The sequence below is a fragment of the Pedobacter agri genome (assembly GCF_032678665.1).
GTDB lineage: Bacteria > Bacteroidota > Bacteroidia > Sphingobacteriales > Sphingobacteriaceae > Pedobacter > Pedobacter agri_A.
Map to the genome: position 1 here is coordinate 184,728 of NZ_JAVTSH010000003.1, position 20,312 is coordinate 205,039.

Annotated in this window: 18 protein-coding genes; 4 read left to right on the forward strand and 14 right to left on the reverse strand. The window is 38.2% G+C overall.

What is annotated here, in order from left to right:
- Positions 1–26: 26 nt before the first annotated feature.
- The 4 genes from R2Q70_RS07285 to R2Q70_RS07300 form a co-directional block, all read right to left on the reverse strand.
- A complete protein-coding gene (locus R2Q70_RS07285) occupies positions 27–458 on the reverse strand; it encodes a toxin-antitoxin system YwqK family antitoxin (RefSeq protein WP_316806979.1) in 432 nt (143 codons plus the stop codon).
- Positions 459–962: 504 nt separating this feature from the next.
- Positions 963–1,619 carry a hypothetical protein gene (locus tag R2Q70_RS07290; RefSeq protein ID WP_316806980.1) on the reverse strand — a complete coding sequence of 219 codons (657 nt, stop codon included), beginning with the start codon at positions 1,617–1,619 and terminating at the stop codon, positions 963–965.
- A gap of 180 nt (positions 1,620–1,799) precedes the next feature.
- Entirely contained in the window at positions 1,800–2,333 is a 534-nt protein-coding gene (locus R2Q70_RS07295; protein WP_316806981.1) for a hypothetical protein, read from the reverse strand.
- A gap of 330 nt (positions 2,334–2,663) precedes the next feature.
- Positions 2,664–3,029 carry a hypothetical protein gene (locus R2Q70_RS07300; RefSeq protein ID WP_316806982.1) on the reverse strand — a complete coding sequence of 122 codons (366 nt, stop codon included), beginning with the start codon at positions 3,027–3,029 and terminating at the stop codon, positions 2,664–2,666.
- A 267-nt stretch (positions 3,030–3,296) separates the two neighbouring features.
- On the opposite strand from R2Q70_RS07300, the gene R2Q70_RS07305 reads away from it, so the two are divergent.
- On the forward strand, positions 3,297–3,641 hold the full coding sequence (locus R2Q70_RS07305; protein ID WP_316806983.1) for a single-stranded DNA-binding protein: 345 nt from the start codon (positions 3,297–3,299) through the stop codon (positions 3,639–3,641).
- 57 nt (positions 3,642–3,698) lie between these two features.
- Here R2Q70_RS07305 and R2Q70_RS07310 read toward each other — a convergent pair whose 3' ends face one another.
- Both R2Q70_RS07310 and R2Q70_RS07315 read right to left on the reverse strand, forming a co-directional pair.
- A complete protein-coding gene (locus tag R2Q70_RS07310) occupies positions 3,699–5,750 on the reverse strand; it encodes a TonB-dependent receptor (protein ID WP_316806984.1) in 2,052 nt (683 codons plus the stop codon).
- 73 nt (positions 5,751–5,823) lie between these two features.
- Positions 5,824–7,149 carry a sorbosone dehydrogenase family protein gene (locus R2Q70_RS07315; RefSeq protein WP_316806985.1) on the reverse strand — a complete coding sequence of 442 codons (1,326 nt, stop codon included), beginning with the start codon at positions 7,147–7,149 and terminating at the stop codon, positions 5,824–5,826.
- 240 nt (positions 7,150–7,389) lie between these two features.
- On the opposite strand from R2Q70_RS07315, the gene R2Q70_RS07320 reads away from it, so the two are divergent.
- Positions 7,390–9,609: an NADP-dependent isocitrate dehydrogenase gene (locus tag R2Q70_RS07320; RefSeq protein WP_316806986.1), complete on the forward strand. Its 2,220-nt coding sequence runs from the start codon at positions 7,390–7,392 to the stop codon at positions 9,607–9,609.
- Positions 9,610–9,672: 63 nt separating this feature from the next.
- On the opposite strand, the gene R2Q70_RS07325 is transcribed toward R2Q70_RS07320, so the two are convergent.
- The 4 genes from R2Q70_RS07325 to R2Q70_RS07340 form a co-directional block, all read right to left on the reverse strand.
- Entirely contained in the window at positions 9,673–9,810 is a 138-nt protein-coding gene (locus R2Q70_RS07325) for a hypothetical protein (RefSeq protein WP_316806987.1), read from the reverse strand.
- 17 nt (positions 9,811–9,827) lie between these two features.
- Complete coding sequence (locus tag R2Q70_RS07330; RefSeq protein ID WP_316806988.1) at positions 9,828–10,274, reverse strand: transposase; 447 nt, start codon at positions 10,272–10,274, stop codon at positions 9,828–9,830.
- A gap of 138 nt (positions 10,275–10,412) precedes the next feature.
- On the reverse strand, positions 10,413–11,825 hold the full coding sequence (locus R2Q70_RS07335; protein ID WP_316806989.1) for a hypothetical protein: 1,413 nt from the start codon (positions 11,823–11,825) through the stop codon (positions 10,413–10,415).
- 7 nt (positions 11,826–11,832) lie between these two features.
- Positions 11,833–14,277 carry a TonB-dependent receptor gene (locus R2Q70_RS07340; RefSeq protein ID WP_316806990.1) on the reverse strand — a complete coding sequence of 815 codons (2,445 nt, stop codon included), beginning with the start codon at positions 14,275–14,277 and terminating at the stop codon, positions 11,833–11,835.
- Positions 14,278–14,358: 81 nt separating this feature from the next.
- Between R2Q70_RS07340 and R2Q70_RS07345 the strand changes: the two genes are divergently transcribed.
- Positions 14,359–15,354 (forward strand): AraC family transcriptional regulator, encoded by a 996-nt coding sequence (locus R2Q70_RS07345; RefSeq protein WP_316806991.1) that lies wholly within the window; start codon positions 14,359–14,361, stop codon positions 15,352–15,354.
- Between the two features lie 89 nt (positions 15,355–15,443).
- Positions 15,444–15,851, forward strand: coding sequence for a hypothetical protein (locus R2Q70_RS07350; RefSeq protein WP_316806992.1), 408 nt, complete (start codon positions 15,444–15,446; stop codon positions 15,849–15,851).
- A 92-nt stretch (positions 15,852–15,943) separates the two neighbouring features.
- On the opposite strand, the gene R2Q70_RS07355 is transcribed toward R2Q70_RS07350, so the two are convergent.
- The 4 genes from R2Q70_RS07355 to R2Q70_RS07370 all read right to left on the reverse strand — a co-directional run bounded on the left by R2Q70_RS07355 (position 15,944) and on the right by R2Q70_RS07370 (position 20,180).
- Positions 15,944–16,456, reverse strand: a complete 513-nt coding sequence (locus tag R2Q70_RS07355) for a hypothetical protein (protein WP_316806993.1) — start codon at positions 16,454–16,456, stop codon at positions 15,944–15,946.
- Between the two features lie 3 nt (positions 16,457–16,459).
- A complete protein-coding gene (locus R2Q70_RS07360) occupies positions 16,460–18,274 on the reverse strand; it encodes a DNA polymerase III subunit gamma/tau (protein ID WP_316806994.1) in 1,815 nt (604 codons plus the stop codon).
- Between the two features lie 64 nt (positions 18,275–18,338).
- Complete coding sequence (locus tag R2Q70_RS07365; RefSeq protein WP_316806995.1) at positions 18,339–19,256, reverse strand: hypothetical protein; 918 nt, start codon at positions 19,254–19,256, stop codon at positions 18,339–18,341.
- 51 nt (positions 19,257–19,307) lie between these two features.
- Positions 19,308–20,180 (reverse strand): AraC family transcriptional regulator, encoded by an 873-nt coding sequence (locus R2Q70_RS07370; RefSeq protein WP_316806996.1) that lies wholly within the window; start codon positions 20,178–20,180, stop codon positions 19,308–19,310.
- Between the last annotated feature and the right edge of the window lie 132 nt (positions 20,181–20,312).

Below are 20,312 nucleotides of genomic sequence, written 5' to 3' on the forward strand. Positions count from 1 at the left end.
AATTTACCGTTTGGGAAATATTCTTTTCATTCGCCTGTTTGCTCATCATTTTTATAATAGCCTATTTTTTCCAGTTTCCCATTGTTGTGATACCATTTCCATTCACCGGTTTTTCTTCCATCATCATAATTTCCGATGATTTCTAAACCGCCATTATCATCATAACTTTTTGATTCTCCGATTAATTTTCCATTGTTATAAAATTCTACACTTGAGGGTTTCCCGTTTTCGTGGTAAAGTTTCCATTCTCCAATTTCTAATCCATTGAGGTATTTTCCGATTTGCGCTAACTGACCATTCTCGTGATACAGTTTCCATTCACCAGTTTGGAGCTGATTTGCATCTAAGAAACCAACTTGTCTTAATTTGCCATTGCTATGAAAATTTTTTTGTTCAACTTGTCCGAAAGCAAAAAAATGTACAAACAATAGTGTGATGAATGCTAGGATTTTTTTCATTAGTTGTTCTTAGACTTTTGTTGCTTCTTGGGTATGGTAATCAAATATTTACCGTTATCCAATCATGCCATTTTCAAATCTTTACCTTATCCAAAATATCAGGTCTAATCAAATCTATAGTCATATTCCCTAAAAATTCAGATTAATTAGAATTCGATTAGGTTTTACAAAAAAAGTGTCGGGATTAAATTTTTATTCGTTTTATATTTTCGGCTGATAGGCACCTGAAAATTGATAGGGGTGAGTAAACCTTGGTTAAGGTGACCATATTTTTTCTTCACTTTGGCGTGGCAACGCCCGCTTGCTGCAGGTAGGGAAGTGCAACGCTTACTGATTTTACATCGGGAAATCTTCAACATTGTAAAAAAGTTGAACTGAAGATTCCCGTAAATATGGGATTGAATTTTGGGCCATGTGCATCACTTTATGACAGTTTCGCCCAGAATTGCAAACGGCGAAGTCTTCAGCGAAGCTAAACTCTTGTTAGCTGTTCGGACTTTTTTGTCACGGATATTCAAATCCAAATTCAAATTTTTCTAATCTGTCATTCCATAATTTATAACTCGCAAAATATTTAGGCATATTATTATTTTCTAAAATTTTCGACTTGCTGTCTTTTGGTTGTTCAACTACATAATAGAGTTCGATATAACCTTTTGTACTGTCAATTGGTGTATAACAATTCCCAAGTTTTTCAATAATTTGTTTTTTTGTCAATCCTAATTTTATTCCTTTTTCTGTTTGAAAAGCATCAATGTTTAACTCTTTAAATCCATAACTTGCTTTATTCGATTTCTCAACTTTAATAATTGAAATTTGGTTTTTACTATCTCCAGCATGTTGTGTTAATGTTAGCGTTTCGCTTTCAAGTTTTGAATAAAATCGATAACGGTCTAATTTGTCAATAATATTTTCTGAACCAACAATTTTTGTAGCACTTTCAGAATTTCTTAAAATTATTCCAGAAATAGATTTGTCAGGTTCGCTAAAAATGCAATTTGTTTGCTTTAGTTTTTCAATTGCTTCATACTTTAATCGTTCCACTTTGTCTGGTTCGGGAATAAGCGCAGTTCTTTCATTTTCGCCCGTAGTTTGTTTTTGCAATTTATTGCAGTTAGTCAACAATGTTAATGTCAAAATTATAATTAAAATATTATTCATTTCTTCTGTTTTTGACGTTTCGCTTTTGCCTGACCGCTAACGTTTCGGGGCTTGGCGATAGTGGGGCAATTCCTGCCTGCGGTATGCAGGGAAGCACCAATTTAATTTACAAATAAAGTTAATCAAATGTACACAGTTTGCCTATGTACTTGGCTGATTCAAATCTAGGAAAGGATGTAATTATTTTTTACTCTTTAATTCTATTTCTTGCCGCAAATCTGAAAATTTATACTCCTTCAAACTCACAATATTTCCATTAGTATCATATTTGAATTCGATGGTATTATCTTCATTAAGATTATTTTTTATTTTTATTACCTGTCCAAGTTGGTTATAGAAAAAGTAATAGTGATAAGGTAATTGCGAACAACGCATACATGGCGAATATTTATACGAAGTGACCCGAGATTGAGCATCGTAAGTTATAGTATAACTCCAATTGTTAATAAAATTGCCAATTTTGGCCGTGTCATTCGATATCGTCACCGTATCATTTTTATGGTTTGGGTCAACCATTTGTTGCGGGTAGTGATAAGGGGTAAAAAAGTGTTTTCTATAGAAGTCAAAGTCTAACTTTCCCGAATGGTCAATAGTCATAGTTTTTACTATCGGACCATATATGGCTTTTGGCGTAGTTATTCTGAATCGAAGGATTTCCTGCCCGTAAACAAAGGTCACTGCAAAGATCAATATACTTGTGGCAATCGTTTTCATTTTAATTATTGCTGATAATTTGGTAATTGGTGTGCAATCAAACTAAAACGTAGTTTTGGTGTTTTACGTTGGCTGGAAAGCTGATGCACACCGTTTCGGGGCTTTGCGCAATTAGCCGTTTGTAAACGTTTAGAACCGTTTATAATCAGTTAACAGTTTGAATTTAGCCAGCCTGTTTTAAAAAAAATCCAACAGTTTAAATTCGATTGTGTTCAACCCTGAATGTGTCTGGATTCAGTTATTATCCGCTTTCCTCATCACGCGGTATTTGGGAAAATGTGATACAGTTTAGTTGCTTTACTTTAAATGCAACCAGCGGTTTTCAGTAAATCAGGTAAGCCATAATTTCTCTTCACGTTTTACGAGCAGGAGTTCAACATCATTTAGCAGCAGAAAACCATATTCATAACAGAATTGGTAGGTTTTACCGGCCTGAGTGATATAGATATGGGTATGGTAGTCAAAATTAAATCCTACGGAAGCGAGTTTGCCTTTCTTTATTTTTACTTTGCCATCGGGATTGAATTCAGCCAAAATCGCACGGTTTTTTTTCAAAATCATGTTTATTTTTTTAACCACGATAGAATAGTCACCCTTTATGCGGTTATTATAATTGTTTCGACAAGAATCGTCGCAGAATTTTTTATCGGCTCTGCCAACCAGGGCTTTGCCACAATCTAAACAGAAGCGTTCCATAATAATTTTATTAATTTATTATGGGATGATGGTTAAAACTAAAAAGAATTGTAAGCATTTCAAAATTGATCTTCGAAAATTTAAATTTTCCGGGGTCAATTAGCCCGCAGATTACGTAATATTCGCACATTATCCGTTTTAAACGCTTATACCCGACTATAAATACTTAAACTCCGGCTAAGTTTCACCGCTTGTTGCAACTTTGTTCTGTCGGTAGTCGTGGTGGCTACTGCTCGTTAAATATCAAGTTATTTAAATTTTGAAATTATGGAAAGTGCAATTAACAAAGTGGTATTAAGTGGATTTGCAGGAGCAGATGCAGAATTAAAAAACCTATCGGGAAATCAAAAATTAGCAAGAGTTAATTTGGCGGTAAATGAATATTTTAGAAGCGCTTCGGGCGAAGAGGTAAAGAAGACGCAATGGTTTACTTTAACTTTTTGGAATGCAAAAGCAGAGCTGGCTTTAGCTCAGATTAAAAAAGGAACACAATTAACCATTGAAGGCAGGTTACAAACTGGTAGTTACGAAGCAAAAGACGGTTCGAAAAGATTTACAACAGATATTGTAGTAAATGAACTAATCGTAAAGGAAATGGCGTTAACGAACTGAAAACCGGCGCCGATTGAAATGCAGTGCCTAAAATGGTGACTGCATTTCAATCAAAGCTTACAGTTTTACAGCTAATCCCGAATAGAAATTGATGCCTGCCGCCGGGTTGTAATACCGGTTACCTACAGCATTTAAATCGTTGCCCAGGCTATATTTTTCGTTTAGGAGATTATTTATGCCTGCAAAAAGTTCGATTTTTGTTTTGCCTACATTTAAATCGCGAATACCTGTTTTTAGCTCTACCAAATGATATTTTGCCGCAAAAGCTGTATTGGCATCATTTAATGGAATCATACTCGTATAATTATGTTGTGCAAAGAGATAAACTCCAATTTTCGATTCGAACAGTAAATGACTAACGATCACATTTGCTGGCACTCCTGTGAGTTTGTTTCCTGTAAAATTAGTATTTCCATTTTGGAAATTACTGAAACGAAAATGACTGTAGCTATAACTGCTTCTTAATTGAATGCCCGTTAAAAATGATTCTTCGTTTTTTATAATCCAAAGGGATGTTTCTAACTCAACGCCTTTTTGCCTGGTACCGCCGGCATTAATGAAAAATTCAGTGTCATTCGCATTTAACCTTCTCACAATGGCATCACGCAATTCAAACTGGAAAACATTTACATTGGCATAAAAACGATTGTTTCTGCTGTTAAATCTTAGGCCAGCTTCATAATTCCAACCCAATTCGGCCTGGAGATTGTTATTGATGTTATTATCAGATGATCTTACCTCAGCAATGGTAGGTGGCGAATAACCTTTACTGATAGAAGCCCGTAAGGAAAGACTATTGTTTAGCAGATAGGAAGCGGCCAGTTTTGGCATCCATTGTTCGCTAAATTTACGTTTTTGCTTTGCAACAGGGGTGGGGAAGAAGCTTTCATATTGGTAATTGTAAAAGTTTATGCTTGAAGCGAGCTCTATTAAAAGTTTTTGGTTGAGGTCAAAATTCAACCTTAAGAAAGCAAAATCCTGGTTAGCGTTTAACCAGTCTGATGCTTGCATTGATGTTGCCTCGCCTGCATTGTTATTAAAATTTCGAACCTGTGTTGTGGTTCCTGCACTTTCAATACCTAGCTGGGCATTTACTTTAAAGTTTTCCTTTGCATGTATATATTCGAGGAATGTCCTCAGGCCCAAAGTACTTTCATAACGTTTTTCGTAATTGGTTATAAACGGATTTTTGAAATCAGTATAAGTAGTGAAAATTGAAACTACATGTTTTAGATTTTGAGCAAATTGATAAGTATTGGTCAGCCCTGCAAAAGTGGTTTTGTTGTAGATTCCGGCTTGCTGGGTAATGGCACCGGGCAATGTCGGGGTAGCTGGCCTGGCAGATCTGGGGTCTTGCATCAATTGAGCTGAAGTTAATCCTCCCGGAGTATTATAACTTAAATCGCTGTAAAAGGCGAAAAGTTTCAAACTGCCTTTGTTGTTATAATTCCAACGGTGCGAAGTTTGCAGGTATTTGCGCTCCATGCCACTATTCTGGCGGTAGCCATCACTTCGCTGATAACCTTCAACAACGCTAAAACTGTAATTTTTAAAGCTCCTTTCGATATTTGCGGTTTGGTGAAACAGGCCATAAGATCCAGCTGTGAGTGATACTTCTGCTTTATTCTGATCTAAATTTGTGGATCGGATTAAGACCGCTCCGCCGGTATTGGCGCCGAAAATATTGGCCTCCGGGCCTTTATACACTTCAACAGACTGGAGGGCCGTTGGATCAAGGGCATTTAAATAGGTATTTCCGCCAGCATCAGTTAAGGGAAGTTCATCAAGATAAATTTTGATGTTTCTAATGCCAAAAGGTGAACGCAATAAACTTCCACGCAAAGATAAACGGTAACTTCCCGGCGATCTTTCTTCCATTCGCACCCCTGTAATGGTATTGAAGGCACTTACCAATGAATTGTTCTGCTGGTTTTTGAGCTGATTGCTGTCCAATAAACTTACCGCAGATACTGATCTTAAAAGTGGTTGGGTATTATAATAGCCCTGGATAACTACCTCATTAAGTTTTCTGGTGCTGTCGGTTTTTGTGATTTGAGCGAAGCTAATGCCGCAACAAAGCAACAGAAGTGTAGTAAATGTATATTTCAATATTTGTTGGTTTAAAAAACAGAAAAACATCCGCAGATAAAATTAATCATAACTGCGGATGTTAGGGTTTAAATTATTTTGCAGCTACTCGCCACACTATGCCACTTACATCATCAGCAACAAGCAAAGCGCCATCTGGTGTTTGGGTTACACCAACCGGTCTTCCGTAAACTTCTGCTTTATCTCGATCAGCAATAAAACCAGTTAAAAAGTCTTCAGGTTTTCCTGCCGGTTTTCCATCTTTAAAAGGAACAAATAAAACTTTATATCCTGATATGGCCGAACGGTTCCATGAACCATGTTGCCCGATAAAAGCACCCCCATGATATTTTGCAGGGAATTTATTGTCTTTGTAAAAAGCAAGGCCTAAAGAGGCAGTATGTGAACCAACCGGAACATCAGGTGCAATGGTTTTTTTGACCAATTCTGGGTTTTTACCTTTCAATCTTGGATCTTCATTTGGGCCGAAATAAGCATAAGGCCACCCATAGAAAGCACCTGGTTTTACACTGGTAATGTAGTCAGGAACTAAATCATCTCCTAATCCGTCACGCTCGTTAACAGCCGTCCACAACATATTGGTTCCAGGCGCCCAATCTACACCAACCGGATTTCTTAAACCAGAGGCATATATCTTTTCGCCGGTACCATCTGGGTTAATCTCCAGAATATTAGCACGTCGAACTTCGTTTTCCATGCCATTTTCACCCACATTACTTCCTGAACCCACTGTTATATAGATTTTGCTTTTGTCTTCATTGGTAATCAGGTTTCTTGTCCAGTGATTATTGTAACCTCCAGCAGGCAAACTTAAAATTTTCTTTCCTGTGCCAGAGATTTTCGTGTCGCCGGTTTTGTAAGGATATTGCCACAAGCCGTCGGTATTGGCTACATAAAATGAATTACCAATAATGGTTACCCCATAAGGTTGGTTAAGTCCAGATAAAAAAGTGGTTTTAATTTCTGCTACGCCATCTTTATTGGCATCGCGGTATAATAAAATGGTATTGGCACTGGCACCGGCTACCTCCGATTTTGCTTTTCCGGTTACGGTGTTGGCAATCTTTTCTTTGGTACTGCGTTCAGAATTACTTAAAACAATCAATACATCCCCATTCGGTGCAATGTAGGTATTTCGCGGACTTTTAATATCGGATGCAAATTTAGTCACCACAAATCCTGCGGGTGCAACCGGAGTTTTGTTCTCCGGCCAGCCGAGCACCTTACTAAACTTGTCTTTTGATGCTGTGGTGTCTGGTGCTGGCAGTTCTACTTGCTGAGTTTCTGTACTTAAAGTTGTCGAATCGCCTTGCGGCTCGGAAGTTTTGTTAGAATTCGACTGGCAGCTGACTAAAACTGAAGCCGATAACATTGTTGCGTATAAAATCTGATTTTTCATAGTTTATGTTTTTCAAAAAAATGGGATATGTTTCACAGCAATTACAACAGAAAAAATGTATAGATGTTTTTGAATAAACAATACTGGATTAAGTTATTAGAAAAACAAGCAAACCATAAATAACATTACAATGTTCCTTAATTCATTCGATTATTTTATCTTTAGGCGATTTTAAAAAATACCTGGTTTACAACCTAAATCAGGCAAAATGTTAACCTTTTAAGCAAAATCAATATAAATATGTCAAATACATCAAAAATTATCTACACCAAAACCGATGAGGCGCCAATGTTGGCAACTTATTCACTTTTACCTATCGTACAAGCTTTTACCGCATCAGCTGGTATTGATGTAGAAACCAGAGATATTTCTTTAGCAGGAAGAATTTTGGCTAACTTTCCGGAGTATTTAAAAGACGATCAAAAAATTGGCGATGCTTTGGCTGAGCTTGGTGCATTAGCAACAACTCCAGAGGCAAACATCATCAAGTTACCAAATATATCAGCATCTATTCCGCAATTGGTTGATGCCATTACCGAATTGCAGCAGCAAGGTTTTGCGTTACCGAATTACCCGGATAACGCTCAAACTGAGGAAGAAAAAGTAATCAAAGCTAAATATGCTAAAGTTTTAGGTTCGGCAGTTAATCCAGTTTTACGTGAAGGAAACTCTGACAGAAGAGCGCCTAAAGCGGTTAAGAACTATGCTAAGCAAAACCCACATTCAATGGGTAAATGGTCTGCAGATTCGAAAACCAAAGTTGCCAGCATGAGTGAAGGTGATTTCTATGGTTCAGAAAAATCTACAACTGTTGAAGCGGCTTCGCAGTTTAAAATTGAGTTTGTTGCTGAAGATGGAGCTGTAACTGAACTAAAAGGCCTTTCGCCATTGAAAGCAGGAGAGGTGATTGATAGCTCTGCACTTAGTTTATCAGCACTAAAAACTTTTGTTGCTAAAGAAATTGAGGAAGCTAAAGCTGCAGGCGTATTGTTGTCAGCGCATTTAAAGGCAACCATGATGAAAGTTTCTGACCCGATTATTTTCGGTGCCATCGTGGAAGTTTATTTTGCAGATGTTTTTACAAAATATGCCGATCTTTTTAAAACGTTAAATATTGATACCCGCAATGGTTTAGGTGATGTCTATGCTAAAATTGCAGGCAACGCTCAACAAGCGGAAATTGAGGCTGCCCTTGCTCAGGCAATTGAAAACGGACCAGCTTTAGCCATGGTGAATTCTGATAAGGGAATTACCAATTTGCATGTGCCAAGTGATGTAATTGTAGATGCATCTATGCCTGCGATGATTCGCACTTCAGGGCAAATGTGGAACAAAGATGGACAACCAGAAGATACCATCGCTTTAATTCCTGATCGTTCTTACGCTGGTGTTTACACGGCTACAATTGATGACTGCAAGGCAAATGGTGCTTTTGATGTTACGTCGATTGGTTCGGTTCCAAATGTTGGGTTAATGGCACAAAAAGCTGAAGAGTATGGTTCTCACGATAAAACTTTCCAGGCAGCTGCAAATGGTGTAATCCGTGTGACCAATGCTGACGGAAAAGTTTTCTTCGATCAAAAGGTTTCCACAGGAGATATTTTCCGCATGTGCCAAACTAAAGATGCACCTATTCAGGATTGGGTTAAACTGGCAGTAAACAGGGCTCGCTTATCTGAAACGCCAGCAGTTTTCTGGTTGGATGAAAACAGAGCACATGATAGAGAAATCATTAAAAAAGTAAATCATTATTTAAAAGACCACGATACCACTGGTTTAGATATTCGTATTCTTGCTCCAATTGAAGCAACAAAATTTACTTTAGCTCGTATTCGTAAGGGGGAAGATACCATTTCTGTTACCGGTAACGTATTACGTGATTACCTGACGGATTTATTCCCAATCTTAGAGTTAGGAACTTCTGCTAAAATGTTATCTATCGTTCCTTTGATGAATGGTGGCGGTTTATTTGAAACCGGTGCCGGAGGTTCTGCTCCGAAACACATTGAGCAGTTTATCCACGAAGGTTATTTACGTTGGGATTCATTGGGAGAGTTTTTAGCGCTTCAGGCTTCATTAGAGCATTTATCGCAAACACAAAACAATGCAAAAGCACAAGTTTTAGCAGATGCATTAGATGAAGCAAATGCTAAATTTTTAGCTGAGGATAAATCTCCAGGTAGAAAATTAGGTACAATTGATAACCGCGGTTCTCATTTCTATCTGGCTTTATATTGGGCTGAAGCATTAGCCGCACAAACCAAAGATGCTGAGTTGCAGGCTAGATTTGCGCCACTCGCAAGAGCGTTAACTGAAAACGAATCAAAAATTAAAGAAGAATTAATTGGTGCTCAGGGTAAAGCGCAGGAAATTGGTGGTTATTATCATCCAAATGATGAATTGGCAGGCAAAGCAATGCGTCCTAGTGAGACATTAAATGCTGCATTAGCTTCGTTATAGTAAAAGATTTATTAGTGTTAAATCCCCGGTTGATTAATTTTCAGCCGGGGATTTTTTGTTATCTTATTTATTTGCGTGGAATTTATCCATTTCCCATTTAGCGGCATTATTTAAAATATAATTGGAAATATTTTCGAATGCTTGCTGGTCACGAATGATATTATCGTAGAAGCGGGTTTGCCAACCAAATTCAATTCCCAATCTGTTACAATGTTTGGTTACGGCAGATTTATAGCCGCCAATGATAGATGAGACGGAATTTTTGCCCTGGTTTTGAAATCGTTTTTGTCCAGGTGATTTTGGGTTTTCGTCGATGGGATCGGGTGGGGGCGGTTGGGGCGTTTGGGCGCTAGAGACAGGGCATGCCCTGTCTCTATATTTTTCATGCCATTATCATTCAAAATCAATATGCCGTGTATATGATTAGGCATCACGATAAATTCGCCCAATTCGATGTTTTTATTGTGATGTTTGATTTCATGCCATAGAATATCGGCAATTACCCCAGCATTTGTCAGCACCATTTTGCCATTAATCACCTTGCCAAAATAGTGGTGTCTATCCTCTGTACAAATGGTAATAAAATATGCCCCTGCATTGGTATAATCCCAAGATTGTAATCGGGCAGAGGGTATTCTGTATTTATTTTGAAATTTATTATTCATGAGAGCGGCAAATCATCTCATGAATTTAAAAAAAAAATAAACATTTGTGATAATGATGGGGGATGGCAATATGGATTTAAAATGCAAAAAAAATGGGCGATCGTTATGATCGCCCATTCACGAAAAAGATTGGTTAATTTAGTAAGCGCCTAAGTAAAAGCTGCCTGATTGATTTTTCAATTTTGCACCTTTTGTGATGGTTTTCGTTTTGTAATTAATTACATATAAGTTTCCATCAAGGCCATTTGGTGTTAAAGGAACATACACATTATCACCTGCAAGACCAATATTTTGGAATTGACCAAAAGTACCAGTTAAAGCAGTTCCTCCGTTTTGAGCTGCTGTTAATCCAGAGTACCCACTATTGTTTTGATTTTCTGTAGTTAACCTGGTAGCAGTTTTGGCATTTAAATCTATTAAAGCCAAATATCCGCCCTGAACGCCTGTTTCTGTAAATAAAACAATTCCGATTCCATCTTTTATATACCTCCAGGCACTGATTGCCACATTGTTCGATGTACCAAGCGCTGTTTTCAGGTTGAAATTATAATTGTTGTCGTACTCGTTTGTTGACGCGTTGATGCGTAAAATCTGACTACCGGAAGTTGCCGTGGCCTGATAAACGTTTCCATCAGTACCTACATATTGTGTCATGGTGCGATAAGAGTGGTTGTTTATTTTACTGATGTTCGGATCAACAAAAATTAATTTAGGGTTAGCTAAAGAAGGATAATCTACAACCAATGTAGCTGTTCCCAATTCTCTTGTGCCTGTAGACCAGGTTTGAGCGGTACCCGCAGTGTTGACACCAGATTTTTTAGTTACATCTGTTCTGGTCAGGTTACAGCCAATAAAAATTTTTGTTTTAGCTGCATTTAATACCGGTACATCGATGCGGCCGATTTGATAACCTGCCTTAGTTTGTTCTGCGGTAAAAGGAATGGTAAATTCCGTCTGACGGGTAATCTGAGGATCATTTAAGTTCAGTACCGCTATTTTCGCTGTGCTTTTCACATCAACAAAGTCTGCACCCGCACCTGTAGCCGGAGCACCTGTTATTACTGAAGAGGCAAAAACGCCAATACCAATACCGTCAGCAGCTACTACCCAGCGAGGCGCAGTACCCAAAATTGGCTCGGTGTTCACCTCCTCACGCGTATCTACAAAGTTTTTATCACCATCTACTTTATATTTGTTGAAGATACCACCATCTGTACCTGTATATTGAATGTTGTATAGAAAATTTCCATTAGCAGAACCCTGTACACGGGCAGTACGCTGCGACCTTAGCCCATAACCATTCGTAAATACATTTACTTCGAAGTTTGGATTAATTGCCTGCGCTGTTGTAATGGCAAAGGCCCTCGTGCCTCCATTTCCTGCGGTACCTTCAGCATCTGGGAAAGCAGCAGTTAATGTGATGTACTTTCTGTCCCAGATGTCAGCCCCAGAAACTCCTGTTTCTGAGGTGTCTCCACCATCTTTTTTACAGGCAGTAAGCGCACCGATAGCTAAAACGAAGATTGCGGTTTTTAATAAATTAGTTTTCATACGTTATTTATTTAAAATTATTTATAGTGTAGTTTAATTTGAAATAGAATGCCCTTCCGGGTTTTTGAACGCCGAAATTGTCATACACTTCCGCGTTCAGCATATTTTTACAATCTAAGCTGGCTACGAGTTTTCCGCTGGGGAAACGGTAACTTGCACCCAGGTCATGCGTAAATTGATTTGGCGTAGTAAACCATTCTGATTCGATCCAGATGGTGCTGAATGAGGCTACATAACCGGCGTTATAATACACGTTCATTACCGATTTCTTTTGAAAAACATTGTTGAAACGATATTGAAGGTTACCATTCACGGTAAAGAAGGGTTCGTTTGGAACCTGTTTGTTATATAAACTATTTGGATTTCCACGCTCATCAAGTTCTACTTTATAAAGCGAATTGAATTTCGAGAAGTTCAGCATAGCATTCAGCCGGTTGTTGTAGATGTAGTTGACTTCAGCCTCAAAACCTACCGATTGGGTTTTCGAAAGGTTAACAAATTGAGTCACCTGAATATCTTCTACCTGATTTTCCCGTCCCTCAATTACCGGATCGATTCGCGTTTGCTGAATAATTTTATCGTAGCCATTCCTCCAAAACGCGTTACCATAAAGAGAGAATTTATGTTTATCAGCTGCGACGAACTGGTAGCGTCCACCAAGGTTATAGTTAATTGCGAGTTCAGGTAGAATGTTGGGGTTTGCTAGAAGGTTGTTTTCCGGTTCACCGTAAATGTGTCTGTCAGTCGGCATGATGAACGATTTCTCAGCAGACAGGATTAAAAAGCCATTGCGTATGGCTTCATAAGAAAGTGTACCGCCAAATCCCTTATTATCTCTGGTGGTGCTGCTATTTTGATAGATTAATTGCCCGTTAACTTCATTTATCGGTCTGTTCTGATCTGTTTGATAGATGGCATATTTACCGAATATGTTGGTTTTGAGCTTGCCTTTGAACAGTTCGGCTTCATAGTTCATCGCAAAAATGTTGGTGGTTAATCCGTTTTGAGTGATCCACCTGCTTCTCTCCGGAATAAGTAGATCCTGATCATTGCGGTCAGATTGTTCGAACTTATGATTAAGGGACAACCTGTGACCTGAAACAATCGTGTAGGCCAGGTTAGATCTGATATTAGAAATCTGCCGCTCGATATTACTCATTACCGCTGCTCCCTGTTGTCCCTGCCCTGGGCTGTAACCATAAGTTTCTGGTGGCCCTTCAGAATTTTTTACGAGTAAAGTGCCATCCCAATTATATTTCAGGCTAACGGTATCTTCTAGATAGGTTGTTCTTCTACTGTGAACCGCATTTACGGTAAGCGCAAGCCCATCAACCAAAAAGTTATTTTTATTATAATTTAAACTGAAAACATGCGCCTGGTATTTATTAAATCGGCCGAAATAGGGCTTAGTCATGGTTATTCCATGAGGGATTTGTTTGTAAGAATCAGATACATTATAGCCAACAAAAAACTGATCGGCCCATTTTACATTGGTAAAGCCAGCCTCAAAACGCCCGCCAACAGTTTCAAATTCATCATTTGGTCGTTTGGTTCTATAGTTTCGAACAATTCTTCCGCCAGGTAAAGTATATTTGGAAAATTTACCCCACATCTCATAATTGTTATCAGAGTGACTGTAAAAACCGGAAGCCCTAGCAGTGAAACCATTTTTCTGATTGCGATACAAAGCACTCACATCAGCCCGGTAAGTATTAAATGAACCATAGGAAACTGCCGCGGTAATGTTATTGGCAGAGGCGTCTTTTTTCATAATGACGTTGATGGCGCCACCAACATAATTACCGCTTAAGTGAGATGGGAGCACACCTTTGTATACTTCGATCCGTTCTATCATAGATGGCGGGATATTATTCAAATTGAAGGAAGATCCGTAGGTGGAAATTTCAATTCCATCGAGAAAAAGCCCAATCGTACTGCCCGACATGCCGTTTAAGTTGTATTCTATCGGCGAACCTTCGCCGCCGTTCTGCCGAACACGCACACCAACTGCCCGGTCTAAAAGTTCATTGGTGGTAAGATTTCTGAGCGATGCCTCTTTGGTTTCGATAATCGACATGGCAAAACCGCTGGTTTCCATTTTTCGTTTTTCTGTTTTACCTGCCACACTTACCTCTTGCAAATCGCGATCTACATGCTCTTTTACCTTGGCGTTAAAAATTACGCTGGCTGAATTAATATTTACCGTTTGAATTTTTCGCTCGGAAATTACTGAGCTAATTAATAGGGTGTAAGTGCCGTATTTTAAACCACTGAATTCATACCTTCCTCTTTCATCTGTCATGGTACTGCGGTTCAGCTCCTTAATATTTACTGTTGCCCCATCCAATGGCTGCCCATTATGATTTGTTATTTTGCCCGATAACGTAGCCGTTTGCGCAAATGCAACAAAAGAAAAGCAAAGAAAAAGCGTAGAAAGAAGAAGTAATTTCATTGATTAGTTTGTAACTTTTTCAAGTTGTTCTTTAGAATAGGTCTTAATAAGAATAACTTTGCGCAAAGATAAAATCTGAATATGACGCAATCGGAAGAAATAGTAACGCAGGAGGGAGTTTTTAATGGGAATTTGGAGAGTGTGTTTCTGTATAATCAAAATATGGAAGTGAGCTACCGAAATTATATTAATGACCGGACGAAACTGGAGATCAGGCTAAGTCACCCTGACGCTTCGCGGTATGTTACCTTTCAGATGATTTTCGTTCTGCAAGGGGCCGTTAGACTAAGCAAGTCGGGCGCCATCGAAACTTACAGTCAAATTGATCAGTACCAGCATAATATTTATCGTACAGCTCTTAAATCGAGCAAAATGTTGGTAGGTGCTGACGATGATATTATCTGTATCAATATCAGCCCTGAATTTATAGATCGGTTTTTGCCAAGCGATCATGCTGCGTACCAACGCTTATGGTTCGATGATCAATCGGGCGCCCCATTCCCGTTATCAGAAGCAAACATGCAAATTAGTCCCGAAATCGCTGCGGTTCTGCAGCGTTTGGGTAATTCATCGCAAAGCGCATTTTCCGACCAGTTATTGCTCGAGTCGAAGGCGATTGAACTTTTTGCGCTGCAAATTTCACAATTCGAACAGCTGCAAACCCATAACGCAGGGGCGAAAATTAAAAAATTAGAGGTGGAGCGAATGTATCAGGCCCGCGAAATTCTAATCGCTCAAACCGGTAATCAACTTTCCTTAAGGGCATTGGCACACTTGGTTGGCACAAATGAGTTTAATTTGAAACGCGATTTTAAAGCAGTTTTCGGTAAAACAGTCTACGCTTATCTGAATCAGCATAAAATGGAGCAGGCAAAAAGTATGTTGATTGAAGAAGATATTACAGTGGCCGAAACCTCAAAAAAAATGGGCTACAAACATGCCACTCATTTCACCAATGCATTTAAGAAGTACTTCGGTTTTCTGCCCAATAAAATTAAGACCGGTAAATTTTCAATGCTACTTTTCTGTGAGGATTTTACAGCTATTTTAGAGAATTTAAATTTTCTGGCGATTTAATTCTTCGTTACAGATCACAAAATTTTCTCCCTGAAAAACCATACGAGTAGGGAATTGTTATAACTTTAACTAAAATAGGAGAAAATACCATGTCAATTAACGAGAACAAAGGATCACAAGATAAAATACACAGTACTACGGAAAACCCGGAAATTAATAAGGAAAATCTGGCTTATGATAAAAATAAGCAGAGTTACGAGTTAGACGTAAAAGGTACAGATAAAGATTATGATCATCCAATGGGATATGAAACAGTTGCTGCAGGTGCCCGTGATGACGATTCGACTTATGATGAGGCAAACCCTTATGTTGGTGACGAGTACGCCCGAAATGAAGAAATTGCTGAAGATAATCTGGATGAGTTAGGCATGCATGTGGATAATGGAGAAAGCGTAAAGCTGAGTCCGGAAGATGAAATTTTGGCCCGTACCGATGAAGATAATCGTGACGATTTAGATGAGGAAGGTTATCCAATTAATGATACACCCCAAAAATAGCCAGAAAAAACCATCCTAACAATGGTTTGAACGGGCAATTCAATTTGGAATTAAAATCAGGCTAACCTATAAATGTTTTAGCCTGCTTTTTTTTATGATGGTTGATTTTGCATCTGTGCTGTGATTGCCGTTTTCCACAAACTTCTGTTGTTCACTACAAATTTCTCTTCATCGCCATCTTTCAGGATCAGTTTCAATCCATTGGGTACTAATCCTAATGTGTTAAAAAAGATGACTTCTGCAATCTCATCAGTATTAATGATGAATGCATGATTCTGAATGTTGAAGCCGTGTGATTTAAATTCCAGTTTATTTTTAAGCAGATAAAGTTTTCCACCAACGGCCTCTGCGTTTTTAAAATGATTGGCACCGCCCGAGTAAATGATGTCGCTCTCTTCAACACCAGTAATTTGGGTTTGCTGTTTTACTTTTTTTGAGTTGATGAAAAAGTACATCAAAAGGCCCCACAGTAAACCGGCAATTGGTGCTGCAACTAGCGCATAACCCATTCCATTCATCAATGCCATGATTACCCCAAACAAAACGGTAAAACCAATTGAGGAAATGACCAGCGCCTTTAAGGTTGCTTTTTTATCATCATTCATAAATTATGGATTAATGTCTAAATTGAACCTTTTGCGTAATTCATCAAGTTTAGGGTTTTTGTTTACCAGGTAATCATATTTTTCCCGATTACCGTAAAGCCTGTTCTCAATTTTCCGCTCCACTTGTCTAAAAGTAATGTCTACTGCGAAATTTTGAAGGGTATTCCTTAAATAGTTCATCAGTTCAACAGATTCCTGAACCACGAATTGTTCCTGAGTTTTGCTCTCTACCGAAATCTCAATTAAAGTAGGATTGACAAGCGTAGGGGCAAAGTTGTTTAAGATCGTAAAAAGGTTAATCTTATCTGCCTCTTTTAGTATCTGAATATAGTTATTCCATACTTCTAATAACCGGTCGTAAGTAAAAGATTCGCGGGCTTCTCCGGTTACGGTTTTCGGACTTCCATCATCTTCACCAGCTGCAAGTCGCTCCAAATCATTTAAAGATGGAATCAATGTGCCAACCGTCTTTTTAGGAATATTGATGCTGATCGAAGTAGCAGATGAAATTGCAGGTTTAGGATTTTCCTTCGGTTTATCTAATGGAATACTTACCGGAACTTCTGTTTTTGGAGGGGTTATAGCTACTGGTGGTGTGTTTTCACTTTCTGTCTTAGGCTTTCCGCTTTCTGCTTTCTCAGCTACGACATTAGTTTTTTTTTTATCCTGATCTCCGTCAGTTGCTGTGTTACTTGTGCTTAAAGGTTGTTGGGCTAAATGTACTACCGATCGGATATGGCACATTTTAATTAATGCCAGTTCTACCTGCAGCCTTTGGTTTTTTGAGTTTTTATAATTTAAATCGCAGGTATTCGCCAGATTTAAAGCGGTTAACAAAAAAGACAGTTCAGTTTGCCTGCACTGATCTAAATATTTTTGTTTAATATTTTCACTAACCTCTAAAAGTTTTATGGTTGCAGCATCTTTCCCAACCAGCAAATTACGGAAGTGGGTAGCCAGTCCATTGATAAAATTATTCCCATCAAAGCCATTATTTAATATCTCATCAAATAATAATAATGTTTGGCTTACTTCTGCCGCAGTTAAAAAAGAGGTAAGCTTAAAGAAATAATCATAATCAAGAATGTTCAGGTTATCGATTACGGCTTTATAAGTGATATTCTTGTTAGCGTAACTGGCAATCTGGTCAAACATTGAAAGGGCATCACGTAACCCTCCGTCAGCCTTTTGCGCAATAATGTGTAAGCCATCACTTTCAAAAGCAATGTTTTCACGCTGGGCGATTTTGGTCAGATGATTTGCAATGTCTTCAACCTGAATGCGATTGAAATCAAAAATCTGGCAACGTGATAAGATAGTTGGCAGAATTTTATGCTTCTCAGTGGTTGCTAAAATAAAAATAGCGTACGATGGTGGTTCTTCCAAAGTTTTCAGAAAGGCATTAAATGCACTTTGCGATAACATGTGAACCTCATCAATGATGTAAATTTTGTATTTTCCGGCTTGTGGCGGTATGCGAACCTGTTCAATCAGGCTGCGGATATCATCAACAGAGTTATTTGATGCCGCATCTAATTCATGAACATTAAATGAATGCCCGTTCTGAAAAGAAAGGCAGTTATCGCATTGGCCGCAAGCCTCCATTTCTGGAGTAGGGTTGGTACAATTAATCGTTTTGGCCAGGATACGGGCACAGGTTGTTTTACCTACACCTCTTGGTCCACAGAATAAAAATGCCTGGGCAAGCTGATTATTTTTGATGGCATTTTTTAGTGTTCCGGTAATATGCTGCTGCCCAACTACGGTTTCAAACGTGGCCGGACGGTATTTACGGGCAGAAACAATAAAATTTTCCATCGCCACGAAAATAGGAAAATTTTGTGGAGTTAAAATGTCGATTTCTGGAATGTTGAAAAGTTGACTATTTGGGCAGTTGCATTACTTTTTCCAGTAAAGGTGGTAAGCCGCTTTCATTGATTTGATCGTTATTCCAAAAGCTCATTACACAGCTCACGTAATTATTCCTCACCTCACAGGCAACATAATAAGCGGTCAATGTTTTTCCTCCCGAAGTTTTAACTGCCAAATTGGTGAGTCCGGTGAAACCATAAACCACTTTCCGGGCTTTCGCAGGCGTATGTTCAAAAATAACATCAACTTCCTCTTCAGATATGAGTTTGAGGCCTTTTCTGGTTTTGGTGAGTGCCAACTGATTTTGAATTGCTTTTGTGGCGCTTTCGCGGGTTTGGTGGACAGACCAATTCATTTCTCCATAATAGGGGCATTGCACCGTGTTCACATTGGTCCAGTAGCAACTATTGCTTAATTGGATTTTTCTGCCTGCAAAATCGATACTGTCAATTCTTTTATCTTCAAAAACATTCATAGGGATTTTATCCTCAACAATTAAATCGATAAAGCTATGTTCAAACTGTTTGCCGGGGTTTTCAAAATAGCTAAAGCAAATTACGGTAACCATTTTTTGCTTGTCTTCAATAAAGTAGTAAGATGAGGTTTCGCTTAAGCTATCAGTTATCTTTATGCTTTTTACAACACTATAATTATTGTAAGGCAATGTGTTATCTTTTACTTTAGCATCTTCATTGCCAATAGCATATTTTCTGTAAACGTATTTTAAATCCTTTTCTGTAAATGCATTGGTAAAGGTTTGGCTGGTAAAATTAATTCCATCAGTATTATAATAGGTAACACCATTATTATGGATTGCTTTTAGGCGTTTAAAGAGATCGTCTTTTTTCTGAGCGAATACTGCAAAAGGTAGCAGATAAAAGGTTAAGATATAAAGTTTGCCCTTGCCGTTGAAGTTGAGAATCGTCATCCCACAAGATACGATTTACAGAAATATTATTCGGTAGTTTTTGATAGCTAATTATTTAATAATTGATTTTAATTCGTTTCGATATTCTGAGGCACTTTTACCAGTGAATTCGTGAAAAATCTTATTAAAATGGCTAAAGTTGTTAAAGCCGCTTTCTAGCGAAATGGCGGTAATGCTAATGCGTTTTTCGGCAAGGAGTTTTGAAGCATGTACCACACGGTATTCGTTAACAAAACGGGTAAAAGTTTTTTTGGTGATTTTTTTAAAATAGCGGCAAAATGAAGGTACGGTCATTGCAGACATTTCTGCAACATCTTCCAAACTAATCTGCTGCTGAAAATGATCTTTTACATAGTTGAATATCATATTAATCCGATCATTATCCTGGATCTGCATTTCCATCGAGAAACCGGTGGCATTTAGAATGGTGAAATCTTTAGAAGAATCTAGTGATTTCAAAACAGATAATAGTGTAATTAACCTTTTAAATGGAGGCTGGTCGGCCATTCCCTCAATTTTATTGCCTACAGCTTTTTTAGTCGCCTCACCAAAGGCTATGCCACCTTTAGCTTTGTTAAACAAGGCTTTGATCCATTTGCTTTCTTGCAGATTTAGAAATTCAGCACCTAAAAAGTCTGCTTTGAATTGAATAACGGTTTCATTTTTATTACCCGTGTTGTTATCAGTAAAGCCACAATGTGGAAGGTTGCTGCCGATCAGAATTAAATCTCCATCGGTATAATAAGAAACATGGCTACCAATCTGCCGCTTTCCGGCACCACCATTTACAAAAACCATTTCAATTTCTGGATGGTAATGCCATAAATGCGCTTTGTTATTTTCATTCTCGACATATTTCGAATAATAAAACGAGCTTCCGAAGGAGGGTTCAACGATTTCGAAGCTCGGTTTTAAAGTTTTCATGACAATTTTATGTTAAATTAAGATTAAATAATATGCTTAATTGATGATCGGATATAAAATTAATGATAACAGGGGTAATTTTACATATAAATTTGAAAATATAGCGCAATTTGCGTGTTAATTCTCATTGTA

Excerpts from the sequence above, each read along its gene's own strand:
- R2Q70_RS07285 (WP_316806979.1), bottom strand. The coding sequence starts at position 458 with ATGAAAAAAATCCTAGCATTCATCACACTATTGTTTGTACATTTTTTT.
- R2Q70_RS07290 (WP_316806980.1), bottom strand. The coding sequence starts at position 1,619 with ATGAATAATATTTTAATTATAATTTTGACATTAACATTGTTGACTAAC.
- R2Q70_RS07295 (WP_316806981.1), bottom strand. The coding sequence starts at position 2,333 with ATGAAAACGATTGCCACAAGTATATTGATCTTTGCAGTGACCTTTGTT.
- R2Q70_RS07300 (WP_316806982.1), bottom strand. The coding sequence starts at position 3,029 with ATGGAACGCTTCTGTTTAGATTGTGGCAAAGCCCTGGTTGGCAGAGCC.
- R2Q70_RS07305 (WP_316806983.1), top strand. The coding sequence starts at position 3,297 with ATGGAAAGTGCAATTAACAAAGTGGTATTAAGTGGATTTGCAGGAGCA.
- R2Q70_RS07315 (WP_316806985.1), bottom strand. The coding sequence starts at position 7,149 with ATGAAAAATCAGATTTTATACGCAACAATGTTATCGGCTTCAGTTTTA.
- R2Q70_RS07320 (WP_316806986.1), top strand. The coding sequence starts at position 7,390 with ATGTCAAATACATCAAAAATTATCTACACCAAAACCGATGAGGCGCCA.
- R2Q70_RS07330 (WP_316806988.1), bottom strand. The coding sequence starts at position 10,274 with ATGAATAATAAATTTCAAAATAAATACAGAATACCCTCTGCCCGATTA.
- R2Q70_RS07335 (WP_316806989.1), bottom strand. The coding sequence starts at position 11,825 with ATGAAAACTAATTTATTAAAAACCGCAATCTTCGTTTTAGCTATCGGT.
- R2Q70_RS07340 (WP_316806990.1), bottom strand. The coding sequence starts at position 14,277 with ATGAAATTACTTCTTCTTTCTACGCTTTTTCTTTGCTTTTCTTTTGTT.
- R2Q70_RS07345 (WP_316806991.1), top strand. The coding sequence starts at position 14,359 with ATGACGCAATCGGAAGAAATAGTAACGCAGGAGGGAGTTTTTAATGGG.
- R2Q70_RS07350 (WP_316806992.1), top strand. The coding sequence starts at position 15,444 with ATGTCAATTAACGAGAACAAAGGATCACAAGATAAAATACACAGTACT.
- R2Q70_RS07355 (WP_316806993.1), bottom strand. The coding sequence starts at position 16,456 with ATGAATGATGATAAAAAAGCAACCTTAAAGGCGCTGGTCATTTCCTCA.
- R2Q70_RS07360 (WP_316806994.1), bottom strand. The coding sequence starts at position 18,274 with ATGGAAAATTTTATTGTTTCTGCCCGTAAATACCGTCCGGCCACGTTT.
- R2Q70_RS07365 (WP_316806995.1), bottom strand. The coding sequence starts at position 19,256 with ATGACGATTCTCAACTTCAACGGCAAGGGCAAACTTTATATCTTAACC.
- R2Q70_RS07370 (WP_316806996.1), bottom strand. The coding sequence starts at position 20,180 with ATGAAAACTTTAAAACCGAGCTTCGAAATCGTTGAACCCTCCTTCGGA.